General features: G+C 35.3%; 16 protein-coding genes. 3 read left to right on the top strand and 13 right to left on the bottom strand.

All coding sequences use genetic code 11. The features are described 5' to 3' along the window. The first annotated feature begins 28 nt into the window (after positions 1 to 28). Positions 29 to 1243, top strand: a complete 1215-nt coding sequence (locus H2650_RS10500) for a site-specific integrase (RefSeq protein WP_188050760.1) — start codon at positions 29 to 31, stop codon at positions 1241 to 1243. 138 nt (positions 1244 to 1381) lie between these two features. Here H2650_RS10500 and H2650_RS10505 read toward each other — a convergent pair whose 3' ends face one another. Then, complete coding sequence (locus tag H2650_RS10505; RefSeq protein WP_248428647.1) at positions 1382 to 1675, bottom strand: helix-turn-helix domain-containing protein; 294 nt, start codon at positions 1673 to 1675, stop codon at positions 1382 to 1384. Positions 1676 to 3209: 1534 nt separating this feature from the next. Here H2650_RS10505 and H2650_RS10510 point away from each other — a divergent pair. Both H2650_RS10510 and H2650_RS10515 read left to right on the top strand, forming a co-directional pair. Next, on the top strand, positions 3210 to 3602 hold the full coding sequence (locus H2650_RS10510) for a single-stranded DNA-binding protein (RefSeq protein ID WP_188050761.1): 393 nt from the start codon (positions 3210 to 3212) through the stop codon (positions 3600 to 3602). 45 nt (positions 3603 to 3647) lie between these two features. Beyond that, positions 3648 to 4721, top strand: coding sequence for a DUF932 domain-containing protein (locus H2650_RS10515; protein ID WP_188050762.1), 1074 nt, complete (start codon positions 3648 to 3650; stop codon positions 4719 to 4721). Between the two features lie 377 nt (positions 4722 to 5098). On the opposite strand, the gene H2650_RS10520 is transcribed toward H2650_RS10515, so the two are convergent. The 12 genes from H2650_RS10520 to H2650_RS10575 all read right to left on the bottom strand — a co-directional run bounded on the left by H2650_RS10520 (position 5099) and on the right by H2650_RS10575 (position 15743). Further along, entirely contained in the window at positions 5099 to 5377 is a 279-nt protein-coding gene (locus H2650_RS10520; RefSeq protein ID WP_188050763.1) for a molybdenum ABC transporter permease, read from the bottom strand. Between the two features lie 212 nt (positions 5378 to 5589). Further along, complete coding sequence (gene traN / locus H2650_RS10525; protein ID WP_188050764.1) at positions 5590 to 6492, bottom strand: conjugative transposon protein TraN; 903 nt, start codon at positions 6490 to 6492, stop codon at positions 5590 to 5592. 33 nt (positions 6493 to 6525) lie between these two features. Further along, positions 6526 to 7815: a conjugative transposon protein TraM gene (traM, locus tag H2650_RS10530; protein ID WP_188050765.1), complete on the bottom strand. Its 1290-nt coding sequence runs from the start codon at positions 7813 to 7815 to the stop codon at positions 6526 to 6528. Between the two features lie 285 nt (positions 7816 to 8100). Next, entirely contained in the window at positions 8101 to 8724 is a 624-nt protein-coding gene (traK, locus tag H2650_RS10535) for a conjugative transposon protein TraK (protein WP_188050766.1), read from the bottom strand. A gap of 19 nt (positions 8725 to 8743) precedes the next feature. After that, positions 8744 to 9736, bottom strand: a complete 993-nt coding sequence (gene traJ, locus H2650_RS10540) for a conjugative transposon protein TraJ (protein ID WP_188050767.1) — start codon at positions 9734 to 9736, stop codon at positions 8744 to 8746. A gap of 2 nt (positions 9737 to 9738) precedes the next feature. Next, positions 9739 to 10344, bottom strand: coding sequence for a DUF4141 domain-containing protein (locus H2650_RS10545; RefSeq protein ID WP_370566849.1), 606 nt, complete (start codon positions 10342 to 10344; stop codon positions 9739 to 9741). A 51-nt stretch (positions 10345 to 10395) separates the two neighbouring features. After that, the gene (locus H2650_RS10550; protein WP_188050769.1) at positions 10396 to 12900 is read right to left on the bottom strand and encodes a TraG family conjugative transposon ATPase; all 2505 of its coding nucleotides are present in this window, start codon (positions 12898 to 12900) and stop codon (positions 10396 to 10398) included. Then, positions 12897 to 13229: a DUF4133 domain-containing protein gene (locus tag H2650_RS10555; RefSeq protein WP_188050770.1), complete on the bottom strand. Its 333-nt coding sequence runs from the start codon at positions 13227 to 13229 to the stop codon at positions 12897 to 12899. Before H2650_RS10555 ends, H2650_RS10550 begins: the two co-directional genes overlap by 4 nt. A gap of 10 nt (positions 13230 to 13239) precedes the next feature. Next, complete coding sequence (locus H2650_RS10560; RefSeq protein ID WP_188050771.1) at positions 13240 to 13542, bottom strand: DUF4134 domain-containing protein; 303 nt, start codon at positions 13540 to 13542, stop codon at positions 13240 to 13242. 363 nt (positions 13543 to 13905) lie between these two features. Continuing rightward, the gene (locus H2650_RS10565) at positions 13906 to 14538 is read right to left on the bottom strand and encodes a conjugal transfer protein TraD (protein WP_188050880.1); all 633 of its coding nucleotides are present in this window, start codon (positions 14536 to 14538) and stop codon (positions 13906 to 13908) included. A gap of 7 nt (positions 14539 to 14545) precedes the next feature. Further along, positions 14546 to 14971, bottom strand: coding sequence for a DUF3408 domain-containing protein (locus H2650_RS10570; protein ID WP_188050772.1), 426 nt, complete (start codon positions 14969 to 14971; stop codon positions 14546 to 14548). Positions 14972 to 14975: 4 nt separating this feature from the next. Then, positions 14976 to 15743 carry a ParA family protein gene (locus H2650_RS10575; protein ID WP_188050773.1) on the bottom strand — a complete coding sequence of 256 codons (768 nt, stop codon included), beginning with the start codon at positions 15741 to 15743 and terminating at the stop codon, positions 14976 to 14978. Positions 15744 to 16045 lie beyond the last annotated feature (302 nt).

The raw sequence follows: 16045 nt of genomic DNA on the forward strand, positions 1-16045 counted from the left end.
TTTGATTATTAATTTAAAAACCTAAATTATGTTAAAAGTAATTTTTTTCCTCAAGGCCGGAAAAGCAAATTCAAAAGGAGAATCTCCTGTCTTTGCGCGAATCTCCCACAATCAGCAATCTATTGATATGACCACCAGTAAACGTATCTCTAAAGAGAGATGGCAATTTACTAACAACCTTCGAAATGTGCTTAAACTTGAAAAAGAAAAAGTACTCAAACATGCCTTGGACATATTTGAGTTGAACCTCGAAAAAAAATTTAATGAGTTGACTAAAGTTGACCCAGAAATCTCTTTGACTCAACTTAAAAATGAGTTTACAGGGAAAACAAAAACTGAAGGGACAAGCATTTTACACCTGATAGAAACGCATAATAACTATTTTCAAAAAAAGGTCAATACAGACGAAAGATCTAAAGCATCTTTCCAAAAATATGAACGCTCCAAAGAACTACTGACCATCTTTATGAAAAAGCAATATGGAATTGAAGATATTTCATTAAATGAAATATCTAGCGCCTTCATTTATAATCTAGAATCTTTCCTTAAATATGAAAGTGTTTATAAAGGGCGGGTTGGCATTAAAAACAATTCGGTGGTAAAGTATATGAGAATGTATAAAACAGCCTGTTATTACTGCATAAGGATGGGTTTGATAGATAAAAATCCATTTATACTTTACGATGGTAAATTAAATATTAAGAATGCAGTATTCCTAACTCAACAAGAGTTAAACCGCATTGAAAATAAAATGTTCACGACGGAGCGTCTTGAGAGAGTAAAGGACACTTTCCTTTTTAGTTGCTACACAGGATATGCTCCTGTAGATGCATCAAAACTTACTTCAAATAATATATTCCAAGACAATAATGACGCACTTTGGATTATGACTAACAGAACAAAAACGGCAATCAGAGCAAACGTACCTGTACTCCCTCCCACTCTTAAAATTATCAGTAAATATAAAGACTTACAAATAGGATTAATCCCTCAAATATCAAATCAAAAAATGAATGCATACCTTAAGGAAATTGCGGATTTATGCGGAATTGATAAAAACCTGACCTGGTATGTCGCAAGACATACTTTTGCAACCACCGTAACTTTAGGTAATGGTGTTAGAATAGAAAATGTTTCTTCAATGATGGGGCATACAAATATTAAACAAACGCAACATTATGCTAAGGTTTTAGATGTAAACGTAATGGAAGACATGGAAAAACTGAAGGAAAAATACGTATAGTCTTTCATCACCATTCCTAATAGAGATATCTTTTAAAAAACCAGGTATTCTCAACAAAAAAGGATTCCCGCAGGAATCCTTTTTTGTTCTAATTATTCGTATCGCAAGAATCTCCAGTTCTTGATTTTATTTCTATTTTCAATGTCCATTCTTATTCAGTAATTTTTCTATTTTACTTGCCTCATACAAAAATATATCACCCATCTTAGTATACGGCAGAATTCCTGTTTGTCGATACTTAACAATAGTGTTACTTGAAAATCCAAAAACTTTTTTTAAATCTTCATTTCTATAATACTGTGGAAACTTGTTATTATTAGAAGATACAAGCTTAACTTCAATTTCATCTAATTTGGAATATAATGGTAGTAGTACTTTTTTTAAAATTATTATCATCTCTTCATGTCTCTTTTCTTTTTCTTCTTTTCCCATAACGTATACATTTTAATAGTCAATTAATTTTCTGAATCGTAAGATTGCAGCCCCTTAAATACATACTATGATTTAGTTAAATATTCCTTCTTTGATAGCAATATCATAATAATTTTTTCAAGGTAGCGCAATTGCTTCTCCCTATACGTATAACCTACACATTCCGAAAAATGCCTACTCGAATCTAAGATGCGATGCTGGAAACCGCCGTCTCCAAAGTATGTGAAATTTTTTTCAATGAAGTTTTGAAAAAGCCTTCTGTTCCTTTTCTTATCTACTGGATCAAAATATAATATTCCATCTTCCATCAAAATGTGAAACAAATAGACTAATTCACCTTTTTGCAGACTAGAACCACATTTAACAGTTTCAACACCTTCCGTAAGTAATATGTGATGACTTTTCACAAAGCCAATTCTAAATAGATAGTCCTCAACAATTCCTAGTCTTTCATGTAAATTCTTGACCATATATAGATCATCGCCTAAATTTTTTCTATTACACTTCATAATTCCATAGCATTGCGGAAGTACAAATCATTGTTCTTAATCTAAAATTATTTTGCACTTACTCGTTTAACATTTAGCTCCAAAACTTAAATTTAAAGCAATACAGCGTAAACAAAACTATATGTCATACAAAGTCACTTTTTGACCATTTTTGTCCAACCGTACTAAACAACTATAATTCAACGAATTAACTTTCACCTTCACATCAAGAATAATATATTTATTAAATAATTTATACAGTTCACAATTTAGGTTGATCCTCAAAGCACATTTATAACTCCGCTACGCTCCATTATAAAAGAGCTTAATCGGATATCTTATAAAATAATTTTAAAAAATAATGGCGTTATACTATTCATTATTTCTTAAAATACTTTTACGTGGCTTTCATAGCCAGATATTATAATAAAATATTATCGAATGGAACTTTTAAAATTGATCCTCAAAGCACATTTATAATTCCGCTCCACTCCATTAAAAAAGAGCTTAGTCGGATGTCTAATAAAATAATCATAAAAAATACTATTGATTATTTTTTAAGATCCTTTTACCTGGCTTTCGAAGCCAGATTTTTTAGCAAAGTAGAAAAAACTTAAAGTTTTGAAGTCATTCTTTATGGCTGATCTCTTTTTTCGAACACATTGAACCATTTTGAACAGACCTTTTCTACAACTTCCACTCCTTTTTTATTCAAGTGCCAATATGCTTTTCTGTCCCATTTCAAGAGCAAAGGTATACTAGTGTTCTTAACGCAAAAAAAAGGTCATGCCCTACGGGTTTGTCAAAAAATCTCCATCCGCCGAGGCGGATAGTATTTATTTGACAAAACCTTGTTTTTGCTAAACACTAACCTTTTATGCTCTCGAAATGAAACATAGCATACTCCGACTCTTTAGACGAATAAAAAAAATGTCAATCATGGAAAATAACAGCTTTAGAAATGGAAACAGAGTGAAACGAAACAGCTCCTCCTCTCATTGCCGAATAAATTAATTAAAAAATTATAACTCTAAAAATTAGAAATTATGAACATCATCGGAAGACTGACATGGGATGCGGAAGTACGCACAACGTCACAGGAAAAACAAGTAGTAAACTTTTCGATAGCTATCAATGAAAGCTATCGCAACAAACAGGGCGAACGCATAGAGCAAACAAGCTATTTTGATTGCTCGTATTGGCGAAGTCCAAATGTAGCGAAGATACTGACCAAAGGCGCTTTGGTAGAGCTTACAGGCAGAGTAAGCACTAGAGCGTGGACAGCGAACGACGGGGAACTAAGAGCAAGTTTAAATTTTCATACGGCTACTATTAAATTGCATGGAGGCGGTAAGAAAACAGACAATCTACTTGACATCTCAGATCAAGAAAAGAGGAAAGTTACAGAACATGAAACGGTCGATGATCTACCTTTTTAACACCTTTTATTTAATTATTTTTCAACCTTTTAAAATTTTAATATCATGGCACACAATTTAAATTTCAACGAAAGAACGGGACGTTATTCATTTTTTAGCGTACAAGAAAAAGCATGGCACGGCTTAGGTCAAATAGTAACAGACTATCCTACAAGTTCGGAAGCTATCCAGCACGCTGGACTTGATTATGAGATAATAAAAAGCCCTATTTTAACAAAAGTCTCAAATAGTATTGAAAATACAAACGCTACCGAAATCAGAGATAATGAGCTGGAAGTTCCTAATTATTTTGCTACTATCCGCAATGATAACAATACTGTATTGGGCGTAGTAGGCAAAGATTATCATATCGTACAAAATCGAGAGGCCTTTAGTTTTTTTGATTCTATTGTAGGTGGTACAGATGGAATCATGTACGAGACTGCAGGCGCATTGGGCAATGGGGAACGCATTTTCATTACTGCAAAATTACCTGACTATATTCGTGTGGGTAATGGTGACGATGTCACAGAAAAATACATTTTCCTTACCACTTCTCATGATGGTAGTGGAAGTATTACGGCAGCTTTTACACCTGTTAGAATTGTTTGCCAAAATACGCTTAACGCTTCACTTCGAAATATGAGCAATGTAGTACGCATCCGCCATACTTCGGGAGCTAAACAACGTTTAGATAACGCTCACAAAGTAATGGGATTAGCAAACGAATTTAGTAATCAACTTGAGGGGATTTTTAATGAATGGGCAAAAGTAAGAGTAAATGACAACGAGGCAAAAAAATTGATACAACTAGCACTATGTCCCAATAAGGAAACCTTACAGCATATTAAAAACGGAAATGAGGACGAAATATCCACCGTTTTTAAAAACACGGTTGAAGATGCTTTTGCCTATGCTATGACAAGCGACTCACAACAAATGGAAACGACAAAAGGCACTTTGTTTGGAGCTTATAACGCAGTTACAGGCTACTACCAAAATGTACGTAGCTATAAGGATAATGAAGCCAAATTGCAATCTATCATTTTGGGCGGTACTGCACAGATAAAATCACAAAAAGCTTTTGAACTGTGTGCCTCATTTCAAAAAATAGGTACTGACGTTTTTAACTTCAATTAAACAAATTTTAAAATTAAAGGCGACTACTCACTGAAGCAGTCGCCTTTAATTATTTTTTTTATTTTTAAGAAAAGAGTTTTTTCTAAATTTTAAGAATTTTAGAACATAACCTATTCCGGTTGCATTACTCCAAAATTTGGCTGCAAAAAGACACTCCCTTCCCTTGGTCGGAAAAGTCTTTTTGCAGGAAGCGGTACAACCATTTTACCAAAACAGCAATAGCGCAGCTTCTCATTGCTCTTGCTATTTCACCAAAAAGGTCGCGATTATAATATAGTATATTCATTATCCTATTAATTTTTACTGGACTTCTTTTCTTTCAATATAAGCGTCAAAAGAAACGAAGCAAAAGAATGCCGCTTTATTTTATTTTGGTTTTAAACGTGTACATACGATACCTCTTTTTGAATCATCTCTTTACTATCTTTATTTTCTCTTGAATAGCTCCACAAAAAAAGGAGTCCAAAAACAATTAGAATATAGGCTATCCATTTTCCTGTACGTTCCAGAAATGAAATAAAGACTGATTTTTCATAACTGGAAAAACCTTCTGCACCCAAAGAACTTCTTCTATAAAATTTTCTTCTGTTAATCCAATAACGCATACCGAAACCACTTAGTAAAGCTAGAATACTTAAAACTAATGTTGAATACATAATGTGATTATTATAGTTTTCAGTTTCTAAATTTAAGAGAAATTATTTTTAAAAAACCTAAGCTATTGATTTAAAGCTAATTAAATAATAAAATATGTAAATCAAACAAAAACAGGCTCTGTCATTACGAGTGACACAGCCTGCTTTCCATTTTAATATTTTGAAATTTTGTAGAGACTAATTATAAACAGCCACCTTCAAAAGCATCTATTTCAGTCACGAGAATTGCTGTCCGTTATTAGTCTCGCCTTGACCAAATCTGAATTTTTAAGTTTTAACAGCTGATGTCTATCTCCGTTTTTCTCATAAATCTCTATCAGCAATACTTTGTCATTAGCAATTGTAAATTGATTTAATAGAAATATATTTGGTTCTACTGTTTTACCTTTAATTTCGCCCAATGGCTTATATAATTTCAGTGGATTCAACGTCCTTTCTTGTATTACTGTGCGTTTAGCTAGCTTTTTGTCCACTACTTTGAAAGTAACAAAATCGATATTGAAGGAGACATGACTGCAATTAGTAACTTGAGTATGGAAATAGAACTTGCCATCATCGATGTAGAGTCCTTTCAATAAGAATTCGATACCAAAACTTCTAGCTCCCTTATTTTTTATTATACGTTTGTCTTTTTTATATATCGTTTCCATTAAATCGCTTACCAATGAAGGCGAATTCTTTCCGAGTTCCTCAAAAAGAACATCATTTGTAGGTGATCTACTAATCCCTTTCTGCATTCCTAAAAGATTATAATTCAGATCTACAGCTAGAGGATTGTAATCCACATTGAAATTATAAAAATGGCCATCTTCGGTAATTACAGAAAAGTTGGTTTCTTCCTCAAAATTGCGCACTGAAGCTTTTACTCGTAATACATTTTCCGCATCTTCTGCTTTGCTCGCAATCAAATAATCACTTCCTAAATCTACGTATCGGATTGCAGCAGGAAATACTAGATGCGAAGTTTTATTGTAAGTTACCTCTATTTTATATGGGTCGATTTTTTCTAAATTCAATTTTTGGGCATTATTAACAGTCACTTGCCCTTCTGATTCCGTACTGTATCCTAAAACTAAGACCAGTACTAGTATTAAAGCTTTTATTGTTGTTTTCATATTTTTTTTATTAAATTTTATAAAGGGGAGCATTTAATTTTTTGAGACTAGAAACACTTGAAGTCCTGACTTCAATGTTACTTTTGGAGTTTTCATTTTTTTTGAAAAATAACCTGATATACCTTGTACCAGACCACGGCTCAAATCGCCGGCTATTTGTTGCCCAGGGGAACTAGAAAGTATAATACTGCTTCCTGAGGTTTGCCCCATATTGGCAGCCATTTCTTTTACAGCGCTCATTTCGGGGGAATAGGGTACAAATAATCCTTGTTGTCCATCTAAACCATAAATAGTAAGATCAACTGGAAGGATAGTGCCATCCAACTCAATGGAAGAAATTTTCATTTGCAGCCTTCCTTGATTAAATTTTGAATTTGCCGTCAATACTGTCCCTTGTGGAATAATACGGTTTTGCATTTTGGCAGGCTCTAACAAACGTAAACGAACATTACTTTCCACTGATACTACCTGTGTGGTTTGAATGATGGCACGAACACTATTTTTGGGTTGTGACTCTTGTTCTATTTTCCCAACTGTAATGAATCCTCGATTGCGACTTTCGCTCCAATTGGCTATAAAAGTGCTATCAGGAAGATCTCTATGCAATGACGAAACCGCACTTTTGCGAGCAGGAACAATTGAAATAAACGACTCCTTTTGACTCGAAGAATTAGCAATAGGTACCGTTTTTTCCGTTGATGCTGTATTCGTAGGCAAGTATTTTGCAGCCATCTGATAGGATTTTTCCATTAGCTCCAATTGGATATCTACTGGATTCATAGGCGCTTCGTCTTTTCTAGCCAGTTGTGCTTTTAATTCATCCAATTGTTTCTGCAATTCTTGTGTCTCAGCAGTATCGTTTTCATAAAAAGTACCTAATGTCTTTTTGGCATTGCGATAACTATTCAGCGAAGTATTGGCATTAGCTTCTTTTTCATTTTCAGGATCATCATCAATTGCGTCATGGGGGTTACCTTCACTCCAGTAATCGGAAAGCGAGCTTAACGTATTTTGCTTTTGTTGATTTTTTTCGTCCACCAATTCTTGTTCATAGGCTTTTTGTTTATCATGCTGTAAGCCGACAGTAGAGGCTTGAGGAACTGAATCATTAAGACCTACTCCTTCTTTCTTTTTTATGTCTTCCGATGGTTTAAAAATTAAATACATACAACCAAGAAATACTATACTCATCAACGCGAACAGGATTGGCTTTTTAAATTTTTCTAATTTATTAGCTGAATGTTCTCGTACTATATCTGTACTTTCATTTAAGTTTCCATCCGTAACCAAGACCGTATTTTTTTTGTTTTCACTTTCTTTCATGTTTTCTGTTTTTTATAATTAATAGCAATGAATCCCCGAACCTTGTCGTGGATTCGTTCTTTTTGAGAAGAGCGTTTTCAATACGCTCCACATCCAGCTTACTGCTGTCCTTTCTTGTTTCAAACCAAACGCTAAGGGTAACAACTACCGTAAGAATCAAATAACTGATAAAACAATACAGAATATACTTGTACTGTTTCTTTAAAGGGAGCGCTCTCCAGCGTTCATCAACCTTTACTAACCATAAGTCAATATTTGTTCGTAGATTTTCCATCTTGGTTTATTTTAGCGTTCTATAATTTCTAAATCATTATTCTGCACTACAGTAAACTTTTCTATGTTGAAGCCTTGCGGATTAGTATCTGAACGCACCGAATTCACAAGATAGCAGGAGGTAATTAGATTGCGTTTGGTTACATTACTAGAGCGAATGATGATTTGTTTAGCATAGGTTTTTACAGCATAAGGATAGGTTTCGAAGTTACACACCACACTATCTACTTCAAGTCGCTGTTGTACATTCCCCGAAATGATCCGATTGTAATATCCCTTTTCAGCTAAGTCTTTGTAATAATTAAAAGCGCTTTTGTCTGCTAGATTGAAGGCTCTTTTCACATTATTTTCTATAGCATCCTTGTCAGGTGCGAGCGTAAAAAAAAGCTCATGAAATCGGCGTACATGCTCCCGAGCTTCTACAGGACGATTGATTGAAGCATCTTGCGCCAGCGCTAGCATTAATGATTTTCCGTTATCCAATACATAAACTTTTTGACGCTGCAATTCTGCAAATCGATACGATTCCCAAATTGCATATCCTGCTACTCCACTACAGAGTACTGCAAAGACTATGGCATACAGTCTGATTTGCTTAAAGCTATTTTCGATATTTCTTAATGTTTTAAATTCCATTTTCTTCAATTTTAAATTGTTACTGCATTAATCTGCCTCCAATATTTCCGGCAACTGCTCCCGTACCAGCACCTACCATATTTCCAGTTTTGGTGGTAGTTTGGTTTAGGTTGCGCATAAAATTACCTGCTCCCCCAGCCTGAATAATCCAGCCAGTCACCGTGGGAATCGTGAAGTAGCCAATGATGCCAATAATCATAAAAATGATGTACACCGTACTGGATGAATCTGGAATAAAACTGGGATCGGATAAACTGTCGATATCCTTTTGGAGTATTAACGATTGGATCTTGGACAACATCGCGCTAAAAAGATCAGAAACTGGCAACCAGAGATACACACTAATGTATCGGGTAAACCACTGCGTCAGCGTGGACTGAAACCCATCCCAGACCGAAATAGCAAAAGCTATAGGTCCTAAAATTGATAGCACAATTAAAAAGAAAGTGCGAATCGTGTCAATGACCAGTGCGGCAGCTTGAAAAACCACTTCTAAAAACTCTCGAAAACTATCGCGAATCATTTTCTTGATACTATACATTTCTCTTTCAATATACATACCCGAAATGGTTGCCAAATCAGAAGGCGTCCATCCTAATTCATCCAATTTCTTATCAAATTCTTCATTCGAAACTAAATAAGCTGTCTCAGGATTTCGCAGCATAGCCTCTCTTTCCAATTGGTCTTTTTGCTGTTGCAAAGCATTTAAATCCAGCACTTGGTTTTCTAATATACTGTGTGTTCCTTTTACAATTGGACTAAGCACCCCATTGAGCGTTCCTAAAACAATCGTTGGAAAAAACATAATGCAAAGACCTAATGCAAATGGCCTAAGTAGCGGATATACGTCTATCGGTTCTGCGCTACTTAGTGCCTGCCACACTTTTAATGCAACATAAAACAAAGCACCCAATCCAGCTAAACCTTTTGCTACTGCTGCCATATCAGCTGATAGTGGTAACATCTCGTCATAGAGCGAACGTAGTACTTGGTGTAGATTACTAAATTCCATGATTACCAATATTTTTGATTAGCAGTTCCATAAAGCTCCAATACCCTTTTACTACTGTTTGCTTTCTTAGCTCGCAGATAACTAACCGATATATTTTTATTGGTAAAATAACGAACCAAGTTGTGGTACTCTTTTACTTTTAGATAAACACGATCAATAATATCCATTCGCTCCTTATCAGTAAGCGACAAGCTGGAAGTGCTTACAATTTGCTTTAGCTCTTTCAGAAGTTCGGTGCTTTCAATTAACAATATGGAATACCCATTAGCAATTGCCGTTAATTCTTGTTCATTAAAATTAGGATCGTTCAACATTTTCCCAAAATTACTTACATACATCTCAGAGACATCACCAACAAGTAATACGGTCTGCTGTACTTTTCGAGCATCCTTTACTAAGTTATTTACAGCCTTTAGCTTGTCATAATATTCTTTTCCTTGATTGTAGACTTTTTGGACTTCTTTAAAGTTGTTGATCATATTAGTCGCAGTGCTTGAAGTCTGTATAATCTGTCTCGCTGAATTAACAATTCCTTGAGCCAAATTGGTAGGATCGGTTACTACCCATTGTGCTTTAGCAGTCGGTATCACAGTAAATAAAATTGCCATGCGTACCATAATTTTTAAATTTTTCATTTTTATTCGTTTTTAAAATGTTTACTATTTGCTTTCTTTTTCACTTTTCTCAAGAGCTAATCTTTTGATGGCTTGCTCTACATTTCCATCCAGTTCTGCCGCAAGACGCATCACTTCTAACTTTTCGGTTTCTTCTGTGGTATAGGCTAGATATTCTTCGAAACTAACTTCTGTGGCATATACTGCAGAATGCGTTCCCCCTAGCCCAATCCAAACTTCTTTGTAAAGTCTTTTAGGATCATTGTTCATATTGATCGAAAGTACCTGCGCTTTTTCTTTCTCGGTTAAACCTAGCATGGCTTGGATATCATCAAATTTGTTCATGTATTTCCGTTGATCAAGGAGTATTTTACAATCTGAATTATTGATAATACTTTCCTTTACAATAGGTGATTGAATAATATCATCTACTTCTTGGGTTACGACAATCGCTTCTCCAAAAAACTTCCGTACTGTTTTAAACAGGTATTTGATGTACTCCGCCATTCCTTCTTTAGCGATCGCTTTCCAAGCTTCTTCAATCAGGATTAGCTTTCGTATTCCCTTCAAACGACGCATTTTATTGATGAAAACCTCCATAATAATGATCGTCACAATTGGAAAAAGGATTTTATGATCCTTGATTGCATCAATTTCGAAAACAATAAATCGCTTGGAGAGTAAGTCAAGTTGTTTCTCTGAGTTCAGCAAGTAATCGTATTCACCCCCTTTGTAGTATGGTTCTAATACATTGAGAAAGTTGTCAATATCAAAGTCTTTTTCCCGTACCTTTTTATCTTCTAATAGCTTTCTATATTCTCCTTGCACAAATTCATAAAATCCGTTGAAGGAAGGAAATTCATCTTTCTGCTTGATACGCTCGATATAACCGCTCACGGCATTTGAAAGTGCCACTTCTTCTGATCGAGTTGGTGGTTCATCATCCCTTTTCCATAAGGTTAATATCAAAGTTTTGACACTTTCTCTTTTCTCAATATCGAATATGCCATCATCGGTATAAAAAGGATTAAAGGCAATTGGATTGTCTTCGGTATAAGTGAAATAAACGCCATCTTCTCCTTTGGTTTTTCCTTTGATGAGTTCGCACAAACCTTGATAGGAATTACCCGTATCCACCAACAAAACATGCGCACCTTGCTCGTAATATTGCCTCACCATGTGATTGGTGAAAAATGACTTTCCAGAGCCTGAAGGACCTAGAATAAACTTATTCCTATTCGTGATAATACCCTTTTTCATTGGCAAATCAGAAATATCCAAATGAATCGGTTTTCCTGTGAGTCGGTCAGCCATTTTAATCCCGAAAGGAGACGGTGAACTTTTATAATTCGTTTCCTCCGTAAAAAAACACAACGCAGGTTCTATGAAGGTGTAAAAACTTTCTTCACTCGGAAAATCTCCTGCATTGCCAGGCATTCCTGCCCAATAGAGCGTCGCAACATCGGTAGTATTATGCCTTGGCTTGCATTCCATGAGTGCCAAAGCACTACCTGTGTCGTTCTTTAACTGTTTTAGTTCTGCTGGATTATCTGACCAAGCCATCACATTAAAATGTGCCCGAATAGAAGCATGACCAAACGAATGTGCTTCGTTCAAATAGCGTTCGATCCATTCCTTATTGATTTGATTGGCTCTGCTATAGCGTGCCAACGAATGCATGTTTCGTGCTGATTTCTCAAACTTCCGAAGGTTGTCTTCGCTGTTATCCAAAAAAAGATACTGGTTGTAAATGTGATTGCAAGACAATAATAATCCGACAGGTGCGGCAAAAGACAAAAGACAATCACTCCTATCGGTGGACAGCTTTTCGTAACGTGTTTCTGCCGACACCGAACTAGGCAGATCGTCGGTATCGGACAACGTATGCAGACACAATCTTTTGTTTCCAATACGAACTTCTTCCGCCCCCAAAGCAATATCCTGCATGGGTGTTCCCTCCTCTCTTGAAAGGCTTAGGTATTGTTCCAATAATCCTTGTTTGTCATTTGTTCCAATGATGTCTTCTTCACTTAAACGTTCCAATTTTATAAAACCCGAATCATTGACGATACGCTCAAATTGTGCCACCGATTCCATAAAACGAGAAATGATTTCCTTATCTCTTATTTCTTTTGGAATAAGTACCCCTTTGCAAAGTGAAGAGAAATTACTCTGCATTCGCATGCGCTCTTTCGTAGTTTTTGTTAAGAACAGATAACAGTAATGATTGAGAAACGGACGCTCATTGAAATGTTGTTGGTAGGATTTTGCCAAAAAACTCAAATCTTCTTTCGCAATTTCAGGAGCATAATTTTCCTTGATGTACCAATCCTGTTTGTGTACCACCGTATAATCTGGCAAGGTTTTTATTGCTTTGTGCCAAGCGGAATGAATCGCTTCATATTCCGCAGAAGCTACTGTGAACAGCTCGGGTAGCTGTACTCGAAAACATGCAGTTATATCAGCATCCTTGGAGATAATGCAATTATGTTCTACTGCCAACAACGGAAACTTAGATTCCAATGTCGTTGCTTTTGATTTATTTCTCATAGCTGGTACAATTTGGAGTTGAACTTGAAATAACGATGCACTGGCTTTCGACAGATGATATATCGTAGATGTCTTTTAGTGGCTCCTACTTTCATCAAACCATGTTCACCATACTTTTTGTTTAGTGAAAATGTTTGCCACACCAATACTGATCCCCCAACGATTCCGATAAACAGACAGACATAAGAATTAATTCCAGTCATGTACAAGATCATGATCAGGATAAGCATCCCGAGCAAACCACCTGCGAATAGGAACAAGTATTGTGCTTTCAGTCCTTTGAATTCTACTGTTCTTCCTATACCCTTATTTATATTGTAAGTATTCATAAGGAAATAATTAAAGGAAGAAGGAACGTAAGACAGTTGCCGCTACGATTAAAAAGATACAAGCTCCAAACCAACTAGCCGCTGTCTTGCTAGTATCAGGATCACCACTACTAAACTTATTGTACACCTTGACCCCTCCAATTAGACCCACTACTGCGCCAATAGCGTAGATAAGTTTTGTAGCAGGATCAAAATAAGAAGTCACCATTTGTGTAGCTTCTGTGATTCCTGCTGTTCCATTTCCTTGTGCCATTGCACCAATTGTTGATAGTGCAGTCGCTAATAACACTACTTTTTTTCTTTGATTTTTCATGATTTGAATAGATTAATTTGTTCTTAATTCCTGCACTTTGCGGAATTTAAGGGTAAATATCTTTCGCAATCGATAATGTTATTGTAAAGTGGCAGTTAAGGGAATTGTTTGTCGTTAAGTGGTAATTTATTTTACCAGACCCATTAGAATTCTTAAGCGCCTTTGTTTATGTGATGATACTTTGGGAAAAACCATACTGAAAAAAGTGTCTAGAAAAATTCAAATAGTTAAGGAAGAATTTCACTGATAACTATGGATGATCATATCATTACAATTAATAAAAGATTTTTTCAGTTTATTGAATTGCTAGAGGTTAAGTGAAGAATATTGTAAAGCTCATTAATAATAAAAAGAGGAGCTTGCTCACACAAACTCCCCAATATCAAAATCCTCCAAATCATTTTTTCTCAAAATAGAAGAACCAGAATCCATTTCTGCAGAAAGTGTACCGTCTAGCAGCTTGGCTATTTTTTGAGAAGCATCTTCGATAGAATTTTCCAATAGGTCGAACAATTCGGTTCCTTGTATTTTCTGAAGTAGTACTGTTACTGTTTCCTTTTGAGAGGGTCTCATTTTCTCTTTTTTTAACAACGATTTTACAGTGCTTAATTCTTCAAAGGTAACCCCTTGGGCAAAACCATTTTCGCCATCGGATATTCCATAACTATTCCATTCTTCTTCTTCATTCTCAAAATCAGGTACATTCCTAAAAACTTCATCCAGCTCTTCTGGTAGCATTTGTAATTCGACTTTTTCTTCATCGATTTCAATATCAAAATTATAACTAATTTGTTCCTCTTTTTGCTCCTGACTTTCATCGTCGTTTTTTGGCATAGCAAGGCTTCTTTGAGGCTTGGGCTGCCCCAAAATATCAGGTAGCTTTGGATTATTTTTTTCTTGCACTGGCTTTGGTTCATGATATTTTTTAATGACAATCTTGTCTTGTAAAAGCATTACAATAACAATAAGCAAACAAATTACGATCACTGTTTCCATAGCTTCTTTATAAAATGGGTTTGTATTTATCATTAAAACTCTTGGTAATCTGCTCACCAAATTCCTGAAAATGGTAATCTAGCATATTATCTAAATAAGCATAAATAGTAATCTTGTCTTCGCCTATGACCTGAACGATACGGGATAATTTTTCATGAAAATCGGGTCTGATATAGACCGTTTTTCCGTCCCGTGCATTGGTGTCAATTCTTTTAAAAAAGATATTTTCGTAATCCCCTTCGTTTGCTCGTTTGCCCCTACTCTTTTCTTTACTTATAGATTTTTCTTTTGGAAACTCCTTAGAATTGCTGTTTACTATTTCCTTTTCTACTGGAACTTTTAACCCTTCTTTTTTTATACCATCCACCATCAAATTCATCATCAACTCTTCGTTGATATCGGGAGCGTTTTTTTTCTTGTTTTCTTTCTCCATAATTCTATAATTGAATGATTTCTAAAAATTCGTTTATAAATTGATCTAACTGACAAGCTTTCATCAAACGTTCATCTGGAGGCATAACGGTTGAACGAAATACAGTTTTGCTATGTTCTTCACTTTCTTTACGAAAGCGAGTGCTGTTCTTAATTTGGCTTTGCATTAAACTTAATCCCAATTGCTCGATTAGTTGGTTGTAAACTTTGTACAAAGGGGTACTTTCCCTACCGTCTACCTGATTCCAAAACAGATTGATAGTTTCAATACTAGTTTCTCCTTTTTTCATAATAACGTCTTGTAAAAGTTGTGTAAAAATGAGTGTACTCTCCATTACCAAGCGGTCAGCCGTAATAGGTGTAAAAATGTGGTGCATTCCAGCCAAAGCTTTCAGAATACCAGGAGTGTTTACCGTTCCAGGGAGATCAAAGAATATAATATCTATAGCAACCGTAGAGGTATTTAGAAATTCTTGTGCCGCATCCAATACGCTTTCTGCTTTGTGTTGTATAATTGGATACGCTTTTTTGCTGATGCTAGTAAACTGTCTATATGCTAGTTTTTTCAAATGCTCATTTTCCATTACCATAGCCAGATCACGATATTTCATTTTAAGCAAACTGTGCTGTGGAAAATCGGCATCAAATACGGCAACATTGTAACCCAATCGATAATGCATTGTACTTGCAACCAATGTTGTAAACGTACTTTTTCCAACACCGCCCTTTTGCGAAGAAAAGGCGATAAATTTTGTTTTGTGATTTGCATTCATATTTCAAATGTTTAAATTATTTATATTTTCAATTAATTGTAGATATACATATTCACTAAGTTCCATAGTACAGTATATCTATTCCTTCCTACCTATGGTTTTATGTAGTCAATTAGGTACTTAACAAAGTATCTGTACATTGATATATGCTTTTAAATCTATAGGTAAATATTGACCCGCAGATGTAGTTAGAAACCTAAATAGGTCTATACTTAATCCTATAATTAGGTAGTTCAATCCATAGCTAAGTATAGCTGTATCACAGTACTTTTCTACAGTACTACATGCGTAGTTATGTTGTT

Origin of the sequence: Flavobacterium sp. GP15, assembly GCF_014281985.1 — a bacterium.
Taxonomy (GTDB): domain Bacteria; phylum Bacteroidota; class Bacteroidia; order Flavobacteriales; family Flavobacteriaceae; genus Flavobacterium; species Flavobacterium pygoscelis.